Source organism: Arsenophonus endosymbiont of Crataerina pallida (genome assembly GCF_964020125.1).
In the GTDB taxonomy this organism is placed as follows: domain Bacteria; phylum Pseudomonadota; class Gammaproteobacteria; order Enterobacterales; family Enterobacteriaceae; genus Arsenophonus; species Arsenophonus nilaparvatae.
The window spans coordinates 1,535,097-1,554,988 of sequence record NZ_OZ026540.1; the positions used below are offsets into that span (position 1 = coordinate 1,535,097).

Here is a 19,892-nt window from a genome sequence, read left to right on the forward strand (position 1 = left end):
CTTACTAAGCGACTTAGGCAGATTTAATTTATCAACGCTGCCCTTTCCTGGCCAATTTTTTTTCTGCTCGCCGTTGTTGAAAAAAAACACTTAACATCGTCGAACATTCATCGGCCAAAACCCCTCCCAATACCAGAATACGATGATTCATATCCGGATGATTAAAAACATCAATAATTGAACCAGCAGCACCAGTTTTTTGATCAAAGGCGCCATATACCAAACGACCGATGCGCGCATGGATCATAGCTCCGGCACACATAATACAAGGCTCGAGTGTCACATAAAGCGTCGTATTGAGTAAGCGATAATTTTGTAAAGATTGACCCGCTGCCCGCAAAGCTAAAATTTCCGCATGAGCAGATGGATCATGAGACAAAATAGGATGATTCCAACCTTCTGCAATCAATTCATCTTCATGTACTAATACCGCGCCAACAGGAATCTCACCTTTTTCTTGAGCATTTTTGGCTAGTAAAATAGCTTTTCGCATCCAATAAACATCTTTTTTGGCTTGATCCACGAATAAAAACCTCAAATATTAATTTAAATCGCAAAAATAGTTATAATATAATATCAACTTATGATTTAATAACTCTTTAATACTAATTAATAGCCATCTCATAAATAAACCACCCAAAAAATCACTTATGTTATTAATAAAATTAACTAATTTAACTTTGTGTATTGTTGCATTAAGGGTAGTCACTGATCTAAATCGGATATAATAAATGATAAAAAAATTAATAAATGATAATCGAAATTTTTTGCTGAAAATATCGCTACTTATTATATTATTCAGCCTAATTCATTACGCTATGGGTTACCCTCCAAGATTAAACTATACAGCTGGTATCGTCGCATTGCTAATCGTTATCAATCAGTTACGAATAATATATAGTGGATTCATTATTATATTCACCATTATTGCAGCGCTATATTTTCCGATTAGGCTACTCTATGGTACTCCCTCACTAACCATAGCAACATCAGTTACTTATACCAATTTAAATGAAGCAATAGAATTTATTAGTAATATTCCATACTATCTTTATGCTGGATCATTATTTATTTTACTGTTCGGCTTTTTCTGTACAACATTTAAGCTTAAAACAGGTAACAAAACAAAGATTGGTGCTTTTATTACCTTTTTGGCGTTTCTTCTATATGGCCCAATAAAAGATTATAAAGAAACGGGTGAATTCGATATTTTAAATAGCGGTTATCCAGAAATCAAATTTGTCAAAGACTTTAATAGTGCCAAGGAAGAAACCAATAAACTTTTTAGTTTACTTGCGCAAACAGATGACTTCCAGCCAAACAATAGTGCCACGCCATTTGATACCTATGTTATGGTGATTGGTGAAAGCGCTAGACGCGATTTTATGCACGTTTATGGCTTTCCAATTAATAATACCCCATTTATGGATAGCGCTAATGGTATTCTATTCAACCATTATATTTCAGCCGCTTCATCAACTATTCCATCATTAACCAGCTCCCTGACTCAAGCGCCCAAATTAGCCAATAGCGTTATTGCGCTGGCAAAAAAATGGGGATTTACTACCTATTGGTTATCAAATCAGGGAGCTGTTGGTATCTACGACACACCGATTGCCTCTATGGGGAAAAAAGCAGATCATTCGTTTTTTCTGAAAAGAGCAAGTTATAACAGTAAAGAGACCAATGATGATGAATTACTGCCACAAATCGCAACAGCAATCAAAGCTCCTCAGGCCAAAAAATTCATTATTGTTCATTTAATTGGTAGTCATCCTCGCGCTTGCGCAAGGACTAATGATCACTATGAAACTTTTTACAAAAGTGAAGAAATTTCATGCTATATACAGAGCATAAAAAAATACTGATCAACTGTTAGCAACAATTCATCAATATTTAACCGACAGCCAATCAAAATGGACAATGATCTATTTTTCTGATCATGGCCTCGGTTTCGTCAATAAAAATAATCCGAGTGACCTAAAACTTACCCATAATGATCAATACCGTCAGGATTATGAAGTACCACTATTTATTAGTTCTTATAATTCTAACGAACGGCAGTACATTACTGCTGCTAGAAGTGGAATTAACTTTTTAACTCTATTTTCTGAATGGTCAGGCATTGACGATGCCAGTATTGACCATTCCTGTCATATGATTTCAAACGATATTTGTCATCAACAAAATAGTGTTATTGACTTTAATAATAAACGAATTGACTATACAAAATTACCGTCAGATATGGCGCCATGACATTATGCCAAATAGCAAACAGCGAATAAGGCAAATATTGTGATTATAGCATGATAATTTGTTATCTGAGGTATAAAATATACTGCGTTTATTCATGGCCTTAGCTTAATAATAAATGCAGTTTTGACTAATTTAATGATATAAGTAATATTTTAAATAGAGCTTAACATGTCACTATAAATTACTTATCGCTGTATCAATTGTGATATAAAATAACTTTAAATAGTTTTAAAATAATTGTAATATAGTTTTGTATTATCTTTTAATTTTTTGAATTGGCGTTACTTATTCGCAATTTCGCTCTATTTATCAACACAAAAAAATACCAAGCATACATAGAAATACCAACCTGCTATTAAAACAAATTAAAGATATATTCAATACCGCTAGCTGAAAAGTTATATATCTTCATTTTTATTGCAGATTAATAAATTAATTATATGAAAACCGCAAAAAATACTTTAACTATATAATAATATTATTATTATTTATATTCTCACTTCTATTAAATGTTTTTGTTTTCAAAGAAGATTCAAGACTATCGCATATATCTAGTTTTATTATTCTCTTAATTACTTTCTTATTAATAATAAGTAAGAATAAATTACCAAAACTAATTGGATTACTTTTTTTATTCTTTATAAATATAAAAGTTATATATTCGTTAAATTTTAACGGAAATATAACAACCTCTGTTCTACATTCCATCCTTGAAACCAACATAAATGAAGCTCTATTTATGTCAGGCAGTTTACTGCTAAAGTTAATTTTTCCTACATTGATTTTTACTGCTTTTTTATTTTATCTAATAACAAGAATTAAGAAAAATTTAGAAAATACCTCTCTATTATTGTATTCAGCATTATCGTTTACAGCACTTTCGATGATCCTGGTTGTTTTAGATATCAAAGATGAAAACAGATTAATTTCTAATATCAAAGAAGATAAAAAACAGCTCGGGATTTTTTTTCATCATAAAATCCCTTTAGTATTTGGTGACGTGGTTTATTTATTAATTTCATCATATGAAAATAATAAATATGCAAATACAGCCGAAATTGAAAAATTTAATCATGCAATATTATCTAAAAAAGACAATAATAATAAAAATATTATATTAATCATGGGAGAAGCCTCACTCTACTCCCGTTATAGTGCATATGGCTATCATTTAGATACAACGCCACATATGACAAAAATATTTTCAACCGAAGATAGCTGCATCTTAAATAATGCCCATTCCAGTTCACCGATAACCCGAGATTCAGTGTCAATGACACTAGCCTTTCACACACCGGAAAATGAAGAAAACCTGTTCAACAATAAATCTATTATTGAAATGGCAAAAGCCAATGGATATAAAACATATTGGTTAGGTTCCCAAGAAATAAAAGGTCTGCATGGTTCAAAATATGGTTTTATCGCTCAAAAAAGTGATGATTTAAGGCTAACCAATTATAACGATAATAAATTAGCCAACCTGCTAGCAAAAGTGTTATCTGATAATGCACAAAAGAGATTTATCATTATTCATCTTTATGGTAATCATTTACCCTATGACAACTATGATGCAATAGATAAAAAAGCTTTACCAAAAGCAGCGGATTATGATCTCACTATTCATCATACTGACAGAATCATAAATGATATAATGAATATCATTAATGCAAAAAAATAGATTTTAATTTAATTTATACCGCAGATCACGGCGAGATAGTCAATGTTGGTCATGGATTGGAAAAAGGAAGAGAACAATATTTGATCCCCTTTATGTATAAATCGACCAATAAACATTTTAATTGTGCTTTTATCGAATCTTTTCGTAATAAAGACGGATACTTGAGTGGTTTGATGAATAAGTATATTTTATCCGAACTGCTTGGCTATGACATTGATAAAAATATTCTTAGAAGCGAAAGAGAATATGATCGAGTGCTAACAGCTAATGAAAATATTTTACCTTTTTCCTTGATAGAATAACAATTACTTAGTAATAATATTGCTGGATTTCAATTTAAAATCCAGCCTTAGATTATATTCTTTTGGGTTTTTAGATCGACACGATTTAGCAAAGTGTTTTAAAATAGATTTAGCTGCTGCAACACAGATTTTAGCTATGAGTTTACATCAAACCGCCAACACTCAGTTTTTTTGTCTGTGGTGTACTGTTCTAGCTGCTATTGAACTGCTTTTTGAACAAACAGTCAACGTAATGCTCATACCCTTATCATTGTAAAGAGAGTAAAATCGATCTGGGTTGCAGCTTTGTATTACTGAATTGGGTTTTTCAATAGAATATATACTGTACAAAATCATCAGTTACAGATAACATTATGTTTTTAATGCATAATTTACTCAAATTACTTATAACATATTGCTATGTCTTTATTAATTACTCAACGCTGTATCAATTGTGATATGTGTGAACCAGAATGCCCAAATGAAGCGATTTCAATGGGAGAAGAATTTTACCAAATCAATCCCAATCTTTGCACTGAATGCATTGGCCACTATGATAAGCCAACTTGCCAATCCGTTTGTCCGATCAACAATACCATTTTAAAAGATCCTGATAATCCTGAAACAGAAGAACAATTATGGGATAAATTTGTCCTATTACATCATGCCGATAAAATTTAACTTTCCATAATCACAGTGGCACAAGCATAATTTTGTTCATCAGATAATGATACATGGATATGTTGTACACCTAAAGAATCAGCCAATATTTTTGCTTGTCCTAATAAATTAAGCCCTGGCTTACCTAATTGATCATTAAAAACTTCAAATTGATTAAGCGCTAAACCGTTTCGGATCCCCGTGCCTAAAGCTTTTGCTGCTGCTTCTTTGACCGCAAAACGCTTAGCCAAAAAACGGACTGGCTGAGAATGATGTTGATATTGTCGCCACTCTTGCGCGGACAATATACGCTTCGCTAGACGTTCCTCTAAACGCTTGATAATTTGTTCAATACGTACAATTTCAACCAGATCAGTACCTAATCCAATAATCGCCATTAACAACGCGTCTCACGAAGAATTTTCTTCATATCACTCACAGCTGTCGCCATGCCACTAAAAAGTGCTCGCCCAATAATCGCATGGCCAATATTAAGTTCATATATATCAGGCAATTGAGCAATACGTTGAACATTATGATAAGTTAACCCATGACCGGCATTGACCTTAAGTTTTTTTGCAGTGGCATAACTTATCGCCTGCTTGATACGTTTAAACTCTTCTTGCTGCTTTAACTCGCTCTTAGCATCAGCATAGGCACCAGTATGAATTTCAATAAAGGGCGCACCAATTTCCACTGCTGCATCAATTTGTTGTTCTTTAGCATCAATGAACAAAGAAACCGTGATACCTGCTTCGGTTAATCGTTTGACCGCCGTTGCGACTAATGCTTGTTGTCCAACAACGTCAAGCCCACCTTCCGTCGTAACTTCTTTACGTCGCTCTGGTACCAAGCAGCAAAATTGAGGTTTGATCTGACAGGCAAAATTGACCATTTCATCCGTTATTGCCATCTCCAAATTCATCCGGGTTTGTAACGTCTGGCGAAGTAACTTAACGTCACGATCAGTAATATGACGGCGATCTTCACGCAAATGAACAGTGATCCCATCTGCCCCAGCTTGTTCAGCAAGAAATGCTGCATGTAGTGGATCAGGATATTGTGTTCCCCGCGCATTTCGCACCGTGGCAACATGATCAATATTAACGCCTAATAATAACTCTGCCATATTTAACTCCTGTTATCCATTTCATAGTTTGAATTTCGTTTATCCATGCAATCATAATATATTCAAAGAGGTTTTAATAAGCTCGCTTCAACGCGTTTTAGGCAATATGACCTGGTAAAAAAGCTCACGGCTTTTTAATGGACTTCCCCCCAGATAAGGCTTTAGCGCAATACGCGTAAAACGCTTGGCTGCTCTTAATGTATCGACATCAGGAAACTGACGAACGGCAAATGCCTTAAGCTGCTTACCGGTAAAACTTAAGTGATCAATAACCAAACTGGCAATAAAACCTTTTTCTTCTCGATAACGGTAAGTCATGCTATCTGCCACCAGTTCACCACTACCGGCACAGTGTAAAAAATCAACACCATAACCTAAATGAGATAGCAATGATAATTCAAAACGGCGCAATGCATGTTCCGGCGTATATTCACTACCAGCCAATACCTGCAAACAGGTCAGGTATTCAAAAAATAGGGTTTGATAAGGGATATTTTGGGCTAAAACTCGCGCAAGCAATTCATTAACATATAGACCGCTATACAGTACGGTACCGGTAAATGGTAGCGCTAGAGAAATAGGTTCTGCGCCACGCAACGTTTTCATTTCTCCCTTGCCTCCCCAACGGATCAGCAATGGCGTAAAAGGTTGTAAGCAGCCTTTTAAATTAGATCGACGGCTACGAGCACCTTTGGCTAATAGTCGAATACGGCCCTCATTTTCGGTGAAAAAATCTAACAGTAAACTCGTTTCACTATAAGGGCGAGTATGAAGTACAAATGCACGTTGCCAACCGTCCACGGAAACCCGCCTTAATGAAGATCGTCCATATAGCCTAAACTACGCAGTGCACGTTCATCATCAGCCCATCCGGCTTTAACTTTCACCCAAAGTTCAAGATGAACCTTAGTAGCAAAAAGTTTTTCCATATCCATCCGAGCTTCAATGCCAATTTTCTTAATTTTGCTACCTTTATTGCCAATAACCATTTTTTTCTGGCCATCTCTTTCAACCAAAATCAGGCCATGAATGTTATAGCCACCGCGTTCATTTACCACAAATTGCTCAATTTCAACTGTGACCGAATAAGGGAGCTCATCGCCGAGAAAACGCATTAATTTCTCACGAATAATTTCACCAGCCATAAAACGTTGTGAGCGATCAGTGATATAGTCCGCTGGAAAATGATGTGCTGCTTCTGGCATATGTTGACGGACAATTTTAGTAATAATATCGATACCGGTACCTTTTTCTGCACTAATTGGCACAATATCCAGAAAATTCATTTGCTTGCTAAGAAATTCAATATGGGGCAGCAAACGGGTTTTATCCACCACATTATCAATTTTATTGATCACTAATAATACCGGACAAGGCAAATGACGCAGCTTATTTATTACCATCTCATCATCGCTTGTCCAATGTGTGCCTTCAACAACAAAAATAATCAGTTCCACATCACCAATTGAGCTACTTGCTGCCCGATTCATTAAACGATTTATTGCGCGCTTTTCTTCTACATGCAATCCTGGAGTATCGACATAAATTGTTTGATAATTACCTTCTGTCTCAATGCCCATGATGCGATGACGGGTTGTCTGTGGTTTACGTGAAGTAATAGAAATCTTTTGCCCGAGTAATTGGTTCAATAATGTTGATTTACCCACATTTGGGCGTCCTACAATGGCTACAAATCCACAATAGGTATTCTGTTTGCTCATTCAAGCTCCAATATTTTTAATGCCTGTTCAGCTGCGGCTTGTTCAGCCTTACGACGACTTGAACCCACTCCTTCAACCGGTTCATTTATACCACTAACCTGACAATGAATAGTAAATTCCTGATCGTGCGCTTCATCGCGAACTTGAACTACCAAATAACTTGGTAAAGGTAAATGGCGTCCCTGTAAATACTCTTGTAAACGTGTTTTAGGATCTTTTTGTTTATCGCCGGGGCTAATTTCTATTAATCGAGTGTCATACCAAGCTAAAACAATTTGTTCAGTCGTTTGAATATCACTATCTAAAAAAATACTGCCAATTAACGCTTCGATAGTATCTGCTAATATTGATTCTCGACGAAAACCACCGCTTTTTAATTCACCTGGCCCTAAACGCAAACATTCTCCCAAATCAAACTCTCGTGCAAGCTTAGCCAGTGTATTACCCCTGACTAATGTTGCTCGCATACGACTCATATCGCCTTCATCAACCTTAGGAAAACGATGATAAAGATCATTGGCAATCACAAAACTAAGAATTGAATCGCCTAAAAACTCCAATCTCTCATTGTGACTACTACTGGCACTACGATGAGTTAACGCTTGCTTTAATAATTCAATTTGTTTAAAAGTATAGCCAAGCTTACGCTGTAGCTGTTTAATTTCTTGTCGCTCTGACCACTCAATTAAAGAAGAATTCATGTGCTACCAATTATTTCATTATCAAATTACAAAAAACATACGCAACAGATCTGCAAAATAAATTTTTACAAAACTGTTGCGTTGGCAGGTTTCCTGATATCGTTCAAGAAACCATCATTTTTGATTATCGTGCTATATTCTATATCGATTACGATATAAATCAATTTAGCATTAATGATTAGTTTATCTCATTATTTTATTAGTTGATTGCACCAATACGACTTAAACGCACTCCAGTTGGCCATTCACCCTCATGCTTATCAAGGCTAAACCAGATAATAACTGCACGCCCAACTAAATTTTCTTCTGGCACAAAACCCCACATACGACTATCTGCACTATTATCCCGATTATCTCCCATCATAAAATAGTGTTTAGGGGGAACAATCCATTCATTGTCTGGTAAACCGGGCTGTTGGTAACGTGACTGGGTATATACTTGTGGGATCACTAAGATTTCATGGCTAGTATCATCTAATTTTTCGATTCTTTCCGCTTGACGTAATGCGTTACTTGGTACTAGTTCGCCCAATGGAATTTGATAACTTCCTTTCTGACTTTCGACCATAGAGTCAATATTAAAAAATAAAGACCATTCACTCTCTTTTAATGAAGAATAGATAATTGGTAACGCTCGAACACAGTTTGAAATTGAACAATTCGGATATATACGTAACTCTTTTTGTTCAGGATCATAAACAATTTTATCACCAGGTAGACCAATAACACGTTTAACAAAATCTACACTAGGATCCTTAGGATATTTAAATACCGCAATATCACCACGTTTAGGTTTTCCTGTTTCCAATAATGTCGTTTGGGTAACAGGATCTTTTAATCCATAAGCAAACTTTTCTACTAGTATAAAATCACCGACCAATAAGGTAGGCATCATTGAACCTGACGGGATTTGAAATGGCTCATAAATAAACGAACGTATCACTAATACAATCGCTAATATCGGAAAAATAGATGAACACGTATCAACCCATGATGGTTTATGAATACTTTCAGCTAAATGCGTCTGCTCTACGCTTCCCTCAGTAACTTTTTGCTGCTGCGCTATTTTTTTCTTACGAGCAGGTGCTAATTTAAAACGATCAATACCCCAGATAATCCCTGTAATCAAGGTCGCCAGCGTCAAGATCAAAGAAAAAGTGTTAGCCATTATGACTCCTTACAACGGTTAGTTATCTTTACCTACGTGAAGAATAGCAAGGAACGCTTCCTGTGGTAGTTCAACATTACCAACCTGCTTCATACGTTTCTTACCTTCTTTCTGTTTCTGTAGTAATTTTTTCTTACGGCTAACATCACCACCATAACATTTAGCTAATACATTTTTACATAATTGTTTCACCGTTGAACGCGCTATAATATGGGTACCAATTGCAGCCTGGATTGCAATATCAAACTGTTGGCGCGGGATCAGATCTTTCATTTTATCAACTAGCTCACGACCACGATATGGTGCATTTGCACGATGGGTAATCAATGCTAAGGCATCCACTCTTTCGCCATTAATTAACACATCTACACGCACCATATCAGCCGCCTGGAAGCGGACAAAGCCATAATCCAATGAAGCATATCCTCGAGAAGTAGACTTCAAGCGATCAAAGAAATCTAACACCACCTCAGCCATAGGAATTTCATAGGTTAATGCGACCTGATTACCATGGTAAACCATATTAGTCTGAACACCGCGTTTTTCTACGCAGAGCGTAATAACATTACCAAGATATTCCTTAGGCATTAGCATGTTACATTCTGCAATTGGTTCGCGTAATTCATTTATATTATTAAGTGCTGGTAATTTAGAGGGACTATCAACATAGATGACATCACCATTTGTTAACTCAACTTCATAAATAACTGTAGGCGCGGTTGTAATAAGATCCAAATCATATTCACGTTCCAAACGCTCCTGGATAATCTCCATATGAAGTAGGCCAAGGAAACCACACCGAAATCCAAAACCTAATGCAGTTGAACTCTCTGGTTCATAAAATAACGAAGCATCATTCAAGCTTAATTTAGCTAAAGCGTCACGAAATGCTTCATAATCATCAGAGCTAACGGGGAATAAACCGGCGTAAACCTGTGGTTTTACTTTTTTAAAACCAGGCAACGCCTGTATTGCAGAATGACGAGCACCAGTTAATGTATCGCCAACCGGCGCGCCGTGAATATCTTTTATGGCACAGACCAGCCAACCGACTTCACCACAATTTAGTTGTTGACGATCAATTCGTTTGGGTGTGAAAATTCCTAAGCGATCAACATTATAAAGTTGGCCAGAGCTCATCACTTTAATTTTATCACCTTTACAAAGCGTACCATTTTTAATCCGTACCAGCGAAACAACACCTAAATAATTATCAAACCACGAATCAATAATTAATGCCTGCAAAGGCGCTGCCGGATCACCTTCTGGTGGTGGGATCTCTTTAACCAGCCGCTCAATTACGTCTTGTACCCCTAATCCAGTTTTTGCCGAACATCGAACAGCATCATGAGCATCGATGCCAACAATATCTTCAATTTCTTCAGCTACCCGATCAGGCTCTGCAGCAGGTAAATCGATTTTATTAAGTACAGGAACAACTTCTAAATCCATTTCAATAGCGGTATAGCAATTAGCAAGGGTTTGCGCTTCCACACCTTGCCCTGCATCAACAACCAGTAATGCCCCTTCACAAGCAGCTAATGAACGGGATACTTCATAAGAGAAGTCAACATGGCCAGGTGTATCAATAAAATTAAGCTGATAAGTTTCACCATCACTGGCTTTATAATTCAGAGTAACACTCTGCGCTTTTATTGTGATCCCTCGTTCCCGCTCCAAATCCATAGAATCTAATACCTGGGCTGCCATTTCACGATCAGAAAGGCCACCACAGATCTGGATAATACGATCCGACAGAGTTGATTTACCATGATCAATGTGAGCGATGATGGAAAAATTTCTTATATGTTTGATTTTCAAGGTTATATCTTCTTCTAAATGGCCTTATAAAATCAGTTTTAGCGATAGCTTAGCCCTACAAAGCTAAAACTAATAAAAGCTGTTATAACAATCTTGGGAATGCATTTTACATATAAGCGACAAACAACTCAAAGAATCATTGATAATGAAAAAGTCGTTTTTATGAATAAGGCGGTTATAGGCATAGATTAGTGACGATATGTAATTACTAATGATAGGCATTTAGGCTTACTATGTCATTCATACTTGCTGTTTTAATTCATCAGGCGGTAAACCTATTTGTAAAATGATCGGTTGATATAGCGTCTCTTTTTCCCAATATTGCGCAATTTTTTTTGCCAGAAAAAAGCCAACACTGCCACCAATAACTGCACCTAAAAAGATAATAAATTGATTTAAAAAAAGAAATTGCATAACCCCACTGCCGATAAAAAGGCCAAGTAATGGGGTAAGGTAAACAAGCATTGCTGAACGTAATAAACTGGCTTCAGGGATCCCGACTTCAATTTTCTGACCAACTATCAGAGGCTGACTGACCTCAAGTTCTAATTGATACTCAGTTTTCGGTCCTATTTTATTGAGAATATAAGATCCGCAAGTTGAGCGAGCAGCACAACTACCACAACCGGAATTAGAACCATATCGCAACACAGCTCGACCATTATGCCAATACACAACCGTTGCCCACTCTTTAACCATTACTAGCCTCTTTAAAACTAACATTAGCTGCAATCTGGCTAGCGGTTAACAATGGTAACTGGCCAATAACCGTCACTTCGTATTGTCCTTTTATCACCGTATAAATAGTTAAACCACCTTTACGAAATGGTTTTTCACTAAGTTGACGCTCACCTGCTTTAGTAACATTAATAGAAAAACTAAATAACCCATCACTAAATAACATGGCCTCTAAAGATTCATTAGCAGCAATCTCTTTACAACTACGAGAAATTTCTTCAAATCCCAACGGCAGTTGGTTTATTTGCCAGTTAAATCGCTTAGTGATCGATTTGGGAATAAGTAATAAGGGAGGCATATTCAACGATGCGATCACATGCATTGATTTCAGCAACGCTTGACTATTAAAAGCCACAGAAACAACTCTAAATTGCTCTAATATTTCATTCTTATTATCTAAAAGATCAATGCGCAATGGTAACTTGCTTTTTTCATCAATTAATAAGATATAGCTAAAACGTGAATTATCTTTCGGTATAACACGAATAACCTGACAGCTTATATCACCAATATGTGTTCTACCTAACTTAATGAAATTATAATAGGATTGCAGTTTAGTAAAATTAGCAAAAACTACCGACGGCAAATAATCAACGATATAAGCGCCCTCTAAGCTAAAAGAATCAAATCCTGGCTCAAAGTAGCTAACTTGATTACCTTTCTGAATAATTTCACGACGAGAATTATCCATCTGCATCATTTGAGCAATTGGTTTATTGTCAATAATGACATGACGATATCTGATCGGCGTTATACCTTGTGGATTGACAATAATAAATGATAATTCGTAGGGTAAAGACTTTACTGCATTACCCATATCAGTTAATAAAGTTTCAGCCGATAATTCTTTCGCATAGGAATGTAAAGGCAACAATAAACCGCCCAGCAAAAAAAAGAGGGCGGATAACCAATGCTTCATTACTACTATTCTGCTCCTGAGTAAGATTTTTCTGCTACTGGTGAAGATGATGTTACACTTTGATTCAGCATTGAGCGACGCTCAAGCTCATATTGTTGTAACATCAGACCAAGTCGGCGATTACGTTGTTCTAGCTGCTCGGTTTGTGGATGAGCAAACAATTGATCATTAGATACATTTAAACTCACAGACGACGCAGCCCCCATGATAGGTACCGTATTAAATATGGGTGAGTCAGATTTGACATCAGTTTCTATGCTAGACATATTATAATTCTGAACACCTGCAATAACAGCTACGGCAACGCTCGCTGCGACACCAACTTGTGTCATCTGGTTAGCCCAAGGGCGAAGCTTACGCCAAAAAGGCATTAAACACCAGCTAGCAGGCACAGGTTGTGACTCCGGTATTGCATTAGGCGCAATTTGGATAGGCTCACTTGCCAGCGCCTGCTCTACTTTGTCGGTAATATCAAGATGGATAACTTCATTGATATCGCCTCTCAAACTGTCGCGGATAAGATGGTAGCTCTCCCATCGTTTCTGTAACGAAACATCTTGTAAAATGGTATGGATCAATTCTGAATCAAAGATCTCTCCATCCATTAAAGCGGAAAGTCTCTCTCTATGCATGCCAAAGTACCCTTCAGTAAAATGTGAACCACATTTAATTTCGTATTAGCGGTTGCACTTTATTATCAATAGCTTCTCTTGCTCGAAAAATGCGCGAACGAACTGTACCAACAGGACAATCCATAATAAGCGCTATCTCCTCATAACTTAGTCCATCTAACTCCCTAAGCGTAATTGCCAGACGTAAATCTTCAGGAAGTGACTCTATAGTCCGGAAGACTACTTTTCTCAATTCTTCTGACAACATTAAATTCTCAGGGTTCGAAATTTCTTTTAATGCATTAGAAGCCTCAAAATTCTCTGCATTAACTACATCCAAATCATTCGATGGCGGTCGACGTCCTTGGAATATAAGATAATTTTTTGCTGTATTTACAGAGATCCGGTAAAGCCAAGTATAAAATGCGCTTTCACCACGAAATAAACTGATAGCGCGATAAGCTTTAATAAATGCCTCTTGAGCTACATCCGGTACATCTCCCTGCGGCACATAACGAGAAATAAGGCTCACAACATTATTCTGGTATCTAATAACCAGTAAATTAAAAGCTTTTTTATCCCCTTTTTGCACCCGTTCAACCAGCACCTGGTCTGTTAACTGCTCGCTCATTCGAGGTCACTTCTCCCGAAAATAAGCCTCATATTTTCCTTATTTGAACCCGCCATGTTTTCTCTCATTTGTAAGCAAGCATTTTTTTGAGTGACAAAAACTCGCAAAGTTCCAGTCAATTTAAATTATTTATATTTAATCTAAGCTAAACCATAAGAAAAGTTCTTTCAAGGCCATCGTATTTACTCTAAATAAAAGAATAGGCTAACATGGTAATTTACTCTATTCCGAAACCTTAGTAATAAAATATTATGCCATCAACACAACATTATACGGATATTTTAATCATTGGTAGTGGCATCGCCGGTCTGTCGTTAGCACTTCGATTAGCGCCACAATACCAAATAACGATACTTAGTAAAAACATTTCAACTGAAGGCGCATCTTACTATGCTCAAGGTGGAATTGCAGCGGTTTTTGATCAAACCGATAGTATAGAAGCCCACGTTAATGATACTTTAATTGCCGGTGCCGGGCTGTGTGATAAAAAAACCGTTGAATTTGTCGCCTGCAATGCCCGCCATTCTGTCCAATGGCTTATTAATCAAGGTGTTTTATTTGATAAAGAGCTAAATTTGGCCGGTAAAGAACAATATCATCTTGCAAAAGAAGGTGGCCATAGCCATCGCCGTATTCTTCATCATGCCGATGCAACAGGCAAGCAAGTAGAAACCACCTTGGTTGAAAAAGCCATCAAGCATCCGAATATCACGATTAAGGAGCAGCATAACGCCATCGATTTGATCCGCTCAGATAAAGATCCAGCAACAATTATCGGTGCTTACATTTGGGATCTCAATCAACAACAAATCGTTATTTGCCATGCAAAAGTGACAGTTTTAGCAACCGGAGGAGCCGCAAAAATATATCAATATACTACCAATCCTGACATTTCATCAGGCGATGGAATTGCAATGGCCTGGCGAGCCGGTTGTCGTGTAGCCAATCTTGAATTTAATCAGTTTCATCCGACTTGTCTTTATCATCCACAAGCGCGCAATTTTCTACTAACTGAAGCGTTACGAGGTGAAGGAGCCTATCTTAAGCGACCTGATGGCAGCCGCTTTATGCCTGATTTTGATAAAAGAGCGGAACTCGCCCCTCGTGATATAGTTGCCCGGGCTATTGATCATGAAATGAAACGCTTGGGGGCAGATTGTATGTTTCTTGATATTAGCCATCAGCCGGCAAGCGAGATAAAACGACATTTTCCAACTATCTATCATAAATTAGCCACATTAGGTATCGACATTACCAATGAGCAAATTCCGATTGTACCAGCGGCGCATTATACATGCGGTGGTGTTATGGTGGATCATTATGGTCAAACCGATCTTCGACACCTATATGCTATTGGTGAAGTCAGTTATACCGGGTTACATGGCGCCAACCGACTAGCATCCAATTCATTATTAGAGTGTGTCGTCTATGGATGGTCTGCGGCAAAACAGATAAAACAACATATCGAACAAATTGATATGCCATCTACACTCGCCAAGTGGAATGAAAATCAATGTCATAATTTAGATGAAAAAGTTGTTATTCAACATAACTGGCATGAGTTAAGACTGTTCATGTGGGATTATATGGGAATTGTCAGAACGACCAAACGACTGACCCGCGCATTGCGGCGCATCCATTTACTACAACAAGAAATAGAGGAATACTATTCAAATTTCCGTTTATCAAATAATTTATTGGAACTGCGTAACCTTGTGCAAGTAGCTGAATTGATGATCCGCTGTGCGCTTGATCGTAAAGAAAGCCGTGGATTACATTACACATTAGATTATCCGCAACAGCAACCAGATGCTAAACCGACTATTTTGACCCCATCAACTAAATAACTAGAGAGGGGAATATAATTAACCCTCTTTCATATATGACGGAGAAAATACTACCGAATTGCCATTAATTACTAATAATTATTTATATATCACTCAAACATTCAACAAAACATTTTAATAGATGAACAATTTGGGCGTTCTGTTTATAATCCATTGCCTAACCAGAGGTATACAATGACTGCAACCACATTTTCTGAACTTGAGTTAGACCAAAGTCTTCTCAATGCACTGGATGATAAAGGCTATGACCGCCCGACAGCCATTCAGCTTACAACTATCCCTGCCGCTATGGAAGGACGCGATATTTTAGGTTCATCGCCTACAGGAACAGGAAAAACTGCCGCTTACTTACTGCCGGTGATCCAACATTTACTTGATTTTCCACGTAAACGATCTGGACCACCGCGTATTCTCATATTAGCGCCAACCCGTGAACTGGCAATGCAAGTAGCTGAACAAGCAAAAGAATTAGCCAAATATACCCATCTTGATATCGCAACCATTACTGGCGGGGTATCTTATATTAACCACGCTGAAATTTTTAGTGAAAACCAAGATATTGTGGTCGCAACCACAGGACGCTTACTACAGTATATCAAAGAAGAAAATTTTGATTGTCGGGCGATCGAAACGTTAATTTTAGATGAAGCTGATCGAATGCTTGATATGGGATTTGCCAACGACATTGAAACCATTGCCGGTGAAACACGCTGGCGCAAACAAACTATGCTATTTTCAGCAACACTAGCCGGTGATGTCATTCACAATTTTGCTAATCGATTACTAAATAATCCTTATGAAATTGATGCTGACCCTTCAAGGCGTGAACGAAAAAAGATCCAACAATACTATTATCGCGCTGATAACCTCGAACATAAAACTGCGCTACTTTGCCATCTGTTAAAACAACCCGATGCCACTAAATCTATTATCTTTGTCCGTAAACGCGAAAGAGCACATGAGTTAGTTCAATGGTTACAGCAAGCCAAAATAAAAACCTGGTTACTTGAAGGAGAAATGGTTCAAGCAAAGCGGACTGAAGCGGTTAAACGCCTAAATAGTGGGCAAATTAACGTCTTAGTCGCGACCGATGTTGCCTCACGTGGCCTTGATATTGACGATATTAGTCACGTATTCAATTTCGACTTACCGCGTACTGCTGATGTTTATCTGCATCGAATTGGTAGAACCGCACGCGCGGGGCGAAAAGGGATTGCAATTAGCTTAGTAGAAGCCCATGATCAACCGCTATTAGGTAAAATCAACCGTTATCTTAAAGAGCCATTAAAAATACGCGTCATTGATAGTCTTCGACCCACCACCAAAGCACCGGCTGAAGGTTCACTACGTAAACCCAAACCGTCGAAAAAAATTCAGCTAAAACGACAAGAAAAGAAAAAAATTGACCAACAAAAAAAGAAAAAAACCAAAGAACGCCATCGCGACAGTAAAAATATTGGCAAACGTCGTCAACCATCAGTAAAGCAAACTAATAACAAATAATAAATATTTAAACTATTTATTGATTTATTTGGTGAAATAACCAAAATTAATAGCCTGATAAAATTATCAGGCTATTAATTATCCATCAATTAATTGAGCGCTACTTTATTATAAACTTTGCGTAAAAGTACGCGTAATAACATCGCGTTGCTGCTCAGGGGTTAAAGAATTAAAACGCACCGCATAGCCTGAAACACGAATGGTTAATTGAGGATATTTTTCTGGGTTTTCAATCGCATCTTCTAATGTTTCCCGAGTCAGAACATTAACATTTAAATGTTGTCCGCCTTCTACTGACACCTGCGGTTTAACCTCAAGGGGAATTTCGCGATATTCAAACGAACCTAACAACTCCTTGGCAACAATTTGTCCTTCATTAAAATCAGTTTTAGCGCAAATACAGCGAACTTCATTTTTTTCGTCGTCTAATAACCAAAAGGAATTTAATAGTGCTGTATTAGCTGCCTTAGTAATCTGAATTCCAATAACCATGTCGACCTCCAAATTCGAACAAGATTGAAATAACAATTTGAAATTATTTTCAAATTGGCTATTTGCTATAACCATTATTTCTATAAAATATATATCAATTAAATATCAGCAATTCATTGACATTAATCAATAATTTCAAAGCGTTATTAATAATATTATCGACAGGTTACTGTTTTAAATCAATTTTTCATTTAAAAAAATTTATAATTTTTAGAAAATATTTTTAATATCAAAATATATAATGAAAAATAAGCGATTTCCGTTTTAAAATTTACCTCACATAACGTAGATGTTAAGTTAAACATGATATTAATCAAAATCTAAAGGAATGGTTATGCCCTCTTTGCCCAGCTGGCACGATGTCATCGGCCTAGAAAAAGAACAAGATTACTTCCGTAACACCCTGGCTTATGTTGCCAAAGCACGTCAACATGGCACAACAATCTATCCACCACAAAAAGATGTCTTCAACGCTTTCCGTTACACCGAACTCAGCGAAGTAAAAGTTGTGATCCTAGGACAAGATCCATACCATGGACCGAATCAAGCGCACGGACTCTCGTTTTCAGTTCGGCCAGGTATTCCTGCACCGCCTTCACTGGTTAATATGTACAAAGAACTGGCAAAAGACATTGCCGATTTCCAATACCCCAATCATGGTTATCTCGTCAGTTGGGCACAACAAGGGGTATTATTATTAAACACGGTTTTAACCGTTGAACAAGGCAAAGCTCATTCTCACGCCCATCTTGGCTGGGAAACATTTACGGATAAGGTTATAGCGGCAATTAATCAACACCGTGCTGGCGTGGTTTTTTTATTGTGGGGATCCCATGCGCAGAAAAAAGGCCAATTTATCGATAACCAAAAACATTTTGTGCTTAAAGCGCCCCATCCTTCACCACTCTCGGCCCATAGAGGTTTCTTTGGATGCAAACATTTTTCCAAAACCAATGAAATACTCATAAAACAAGGATTAAGCCCGATAGACTGGACACCTTTCATTCCAGAACAATAAACTAAATGCCACCACCATATGGGTGGCATTATTTCAGTTTATTTTGCTTTTGACACAATCACCATCGCCGGGCGTAGCAAGCGACCGTTTAAAGTATAGCCTTTCTGCATAACATCAATAACTTGATTAGGTTCATGTTCTTCTGAATCGATCATGGTCATGGCTTGATGCAGTTCTGGATTGAAAGCAACATTCTTCTCCGCTACCACCTTAATACCGTATTTACCAACAGTAGCTAAAAAAGATTTTAAAGTTAATTCAAGTCCTTCAAGCATTGACATCGATTCAGCATTTTCCCGATTAACAAATTCGATTGCTCTTTCCAAATTATCAATAACGGGTAATAACTCATTGGCAAACCGCTCTAGGGCAAACTTGTGTGCTTTTTCAACATCTTGCTCAGTACGGCGGCGAATATTTTCCACTTCAGCCTTAGCGCGTAGCAACGCTTCACGCTCACGTTTTTGCGCTTCAAGCAACTGCTGCTCTAATTCAGTAATGCGTGGATCAATTAATACTTCTTCAGTAGAACTCACTGGTTGTTCGGTCTCAATTGCTTGTTCTTTTGCCTCATTTTTTTGTGATTTTTTTAATTCTTTTTGTTTAGAGGCTTGCTCATCATGCACTTTATGATCTTTACTACTCATGAGTATCTCCACATTCTTTTTAGCATTAATCCAGATTATTAGCTTATTATGGGGATAAAAGTTTGGGATTC

General features: G+C 37.2%; 22 protein-coding genes. 8 read left to right on the forward strand and 14 right to left on the reverse strand.

Features of this window, described 5'->3' with window-relative positions; translation table 11 throughout:
* Positions 1-31 precede the first annotated feature (31 nt).
* Complete coding sequence (tadA, locus tag AACL31_RS08125) at positions 32-493, reverse strand: tRNA adenosine(34) deaminase TadA (RefSeq protein WP_339053996.1); 462 nt, start codon at positions 491-493, stop codon at positions 32-34.
* Between the two features lie 238 nt (positions 494-731).
* Here tadA and AACL31_RS08130 point away from each other — a divergent pair, with 238 nt between their 5' ends.
* The 5 genes from AACL31_RS08130 (at position 732) to AACL31_RS08150 (ending at position 4,896) form a co-directional block, all read left to right on the forward strand.
* Positions 732-1,868, forward strand: a complete 1,137-nt coding sequence (locus AACL31_RS08130) for a phosphoethanolamine transferase (protein ID WP_310511708.1) — start codon at positions 732-734, stop codon at positions 1,866-1,868.
* A gap of 16 nt (positions 1,869-1,884) precedes the next feature.
* Positions 1,885-2,256 (forward strand): sulfatase-like hydrolase/transferase, encoded by a 372-nt coding sequence (locus AACL31_RS08135; RefSeq protein WP_310513275.1) that lies wholly within the window; start codon positions 1,885-1,887, stop codon positions 2,254-2,256.
* 739 nt (positions 2,257-2,995) lie between these two features.
* A complete protein-coding gene (locus tag AACL31_RS08140; RefSeq protein ID WP_339053916.1) occupies positions 2,996-3,934 on the forward strand; it encodes a sulfatase-like hydrolase/transferase in 939 nt (312 codons plus the stop codon).
* A gap of 56 nt (positions 3,935-3,990) precedes the next feature.
* Positions 3,991-4,236 carry a hypothetical protein gene (locus AACL31_RS08145; RefSeq protein ID WP_339053917.1) on the forward strand — a complete coding sequence of 82 codons (246 nt, stop codon included), beginning with the start codon at positions 3,991-3,993 and terminating at the stop codon, positions 4,234-4,236.
* Between the two features lie 399 nt (positions 4,237-4,635).
* On the forward strand, positions 4,636-4,896 hold the full coding sequence (locus tag AACL31_RS08150; protein ID WP_032114763.1) for a YfhL family 4Fe-4S dicluster ferredoxin: 261 nt from the start codon (positions 4,636-4,638) through the stop codon (positions 4,894-4,896).
* Here the strand turns inward: AACL31_RS08150 and acpS are convergent.
* From acpS to rpoE, 11 genes are all read right to left on the reverse strand, one after another.
* The gene (acpS, locus tag AACL31_RS08155) at positions 4,893-5,273 is read right to left on the reverse strand and encodes a holo-ACP synthase (protein ID WP_032114764.1); all 381 of its coding nucleotides are present in this window, start codon (positions 5,271-5,273) and stop codon (positions 4,893-4,895) included. The genes AACL31_RS08150 and acpS overlap by 4 nt on opposite strands.
* Positions 5,273-6,004 (reverse strand): pyridoxine 5'-phosphate synthase, encoded by a 732-nt coding sequence (gene pdxJ / locus AACL31_RS08160; RefSeq protein ID WP_310511706.1) that lies wholly within the window; start codon positions 6,002-6,004, stop codon positions 5,273-5,275. Before pdxJ ends, acpS begins: the two co-directional genes overlap by 1 nt.
* 87 nt (positions 6,005-6,091) lie before the next feature.
* Positions 6,092-6,805, reverse strand: a complete 714-nt coding sequence (gene recO, locus AACL31_RS08165) for a DNA repair protein RecO (protein WP_310511705.1) — start codon at positions 6,803-6,805, stop codon at positions 6,092-6,094.
* An 11-nt stretch (positions 6,806-6,816) separates the two neighbouring features.
* Positions 6,817-7,725, reverse strand: coding sequence for a GTPase Era (era, locus tag AACL31_RS08170; protein ID WP_310511704.1), 909 nt, complete (start codon positions 7,723-7,725; stop codon positions 6,817-6,819).
* Positions 7,722-8,426, reverse strand: coding sequence for a ribonuclease III (gene rnc / locus AACL31_RS08175; RefSeq protein ID WP_310511703.1), 705 nt, complete (start codon positions 8,424-8,426; stop codon positions 7,722-7,724). The genes era and rnc overlap by 4 nt, the downstream gene beginning before the upstream one ends.
* Before the next feature lie 199 nt (positions 8,427-8,625).
* Positions 8,626-9,594: a signal peptidase I gene (gene lepB, locus AACL31_RS08180; protein WP_310511702.1), complete on the reverse strand. Its 969-nt coding sequence runs from the start codon at positions 9,592-9,594 to the stop codon at positions 8,626-8,628.
* A gap of 18 nt (positions 9,595-9,612) precedes the next feature.
* On the reverse strand, positions 9,613-11,409 hold the full coding sequence (gene lepA, locus AACL31_RS08185) for a translation elongation factor 4 (RefSeq protein ID WP_310511740.1): 1,797 nt from the start codon (positions 11,407-11,409) through the stop codon (positions 9,613-9,615).
* Between the two features lie 246 nt (positions 11,410-11,655).
* Positions 11,656-12,114 (reverse strand): SoxR-reducing system protein RseC, encoded by a 459-nt coding sequence (gene rseC, locus AACL31_RS08190; protein WP_310511701.1) that lies wholly within the window; start codon positions 12,112-12,114, stop codon positions 11,656-11,658.
* Positions 12,107-13,072 (reverse strand): sigma-E factor regulatory protein RseB, encoded by a 966-nt coding sequence (gene rseB, locus AACL31_RS08195; RefSeq protein ID WP_310511700.1) that lies wholly within the window; start codon positions 13,070-13,072, stop codon positions 12,107-12,109. Before rseB ends, rseC begins: the two co-directional genes overlap by 8 nt.
* 5 nt (positions 13,073-13,077) lie before the next feature.
* Positions 13,078-13,704 (reverse strand): anti-sigma-E factor RseA, encoded by a 627-nt coding sequence (gene rseA, locus AACL31_RS08200; protein ID WP_310511699.1) that lies wholly within the window; start codon positions 13,702-13,704, stop codon positions 13,078-13,080.
* Positions 13,705-13,738: 34 nt separating this feature from the next.
* Positions 13,739-14,314, reverse strand: coding sequence for an RNA polymerase sigma factor RpoE (gene rpoE, locus AACL31_RS08205; RefSeq protein ID WP_310511698.1), 576 nt, complete (start codon positions 14,312-14,314; stop codon positions 13,739-13,741).
* 251 nt (positions 14,315-14,565) lie between these two features.
* Here rpoE and nadB point away from each other — a divergent pair, with 251 nt between their 5' ends.
* Complete coding sequence (gene nadB / locus AACL31_RS08210; RefSeq protein WP_409013911.1) at positions 14,566-16,161, forward strand: L-aspartate oxidase; 1,596 nt, start codon at positions 14,566-14,568, stop codon at positions 16,159-16,161.
* Positions 16,162-16,335: 174 nt separating this feature from the next.
* Positions 16,336-17,664: an ATP-dependent RNA helicase SrmB gene (gene srmB / locus AACL31_RS08215; RefSeq protein WP_310511697.1), complete on the forward strand. Its 1,329-nt coding sequence runs from the start codon at positions 16,336-16,338 to the stop codon at positions 17,662-17,664.
* Positions 17,665-17,772: 108 nt separating this feature from the next.
* Here the strand turns inward: srmB and grcA are convergent, their stop codons facing one another.
* Positions 17,773-18,156 (reverse strand): autonomous glycyl radical cofactor GrcA, encoded by a 384-nt coding sequence (gene grcA, locus AACL31_RS08220; RefSeq protein ID WP_310511696.1) that lies wholly within the window; start codon positions 18,154-18,156, stop codon positions 17,773-17,775.
* A 334-nt stretch (positions 18,157-18,490) separates the two neighbouring features.
* Between grcA and ung the strand changes: the two genes are divergently transcribed.
* A complete protein-coding gene (ung, locus tag AACL31_RS08225) occupies positions 18,491-19,174 on the forward strand; it encodes a uracil-DNA glycosylase (protein WP_310511695.1) in 684 nt (227 codons plus the stop codon).
* Between the two features lie 38 nt (positions 19,175-19,212).
* Here the strand turns inward: ung and grpE are convergent, their stop codons facing one another.
* Positions 19,213-19,821 (reverse strand): nucleotide exchange factor GrpE, encoded by a 609-nt coding sequence (gene grpE / locus AACL31_RS08230; RefSeq protein ID WP_339053918.1) that lies wholly within the window; start codon positions 19,819-19,821, stop codon positions 19,213-19,215.
* Between the last annotated feature and the right edge of the window lie 71 nt (positions 19,822-19,892).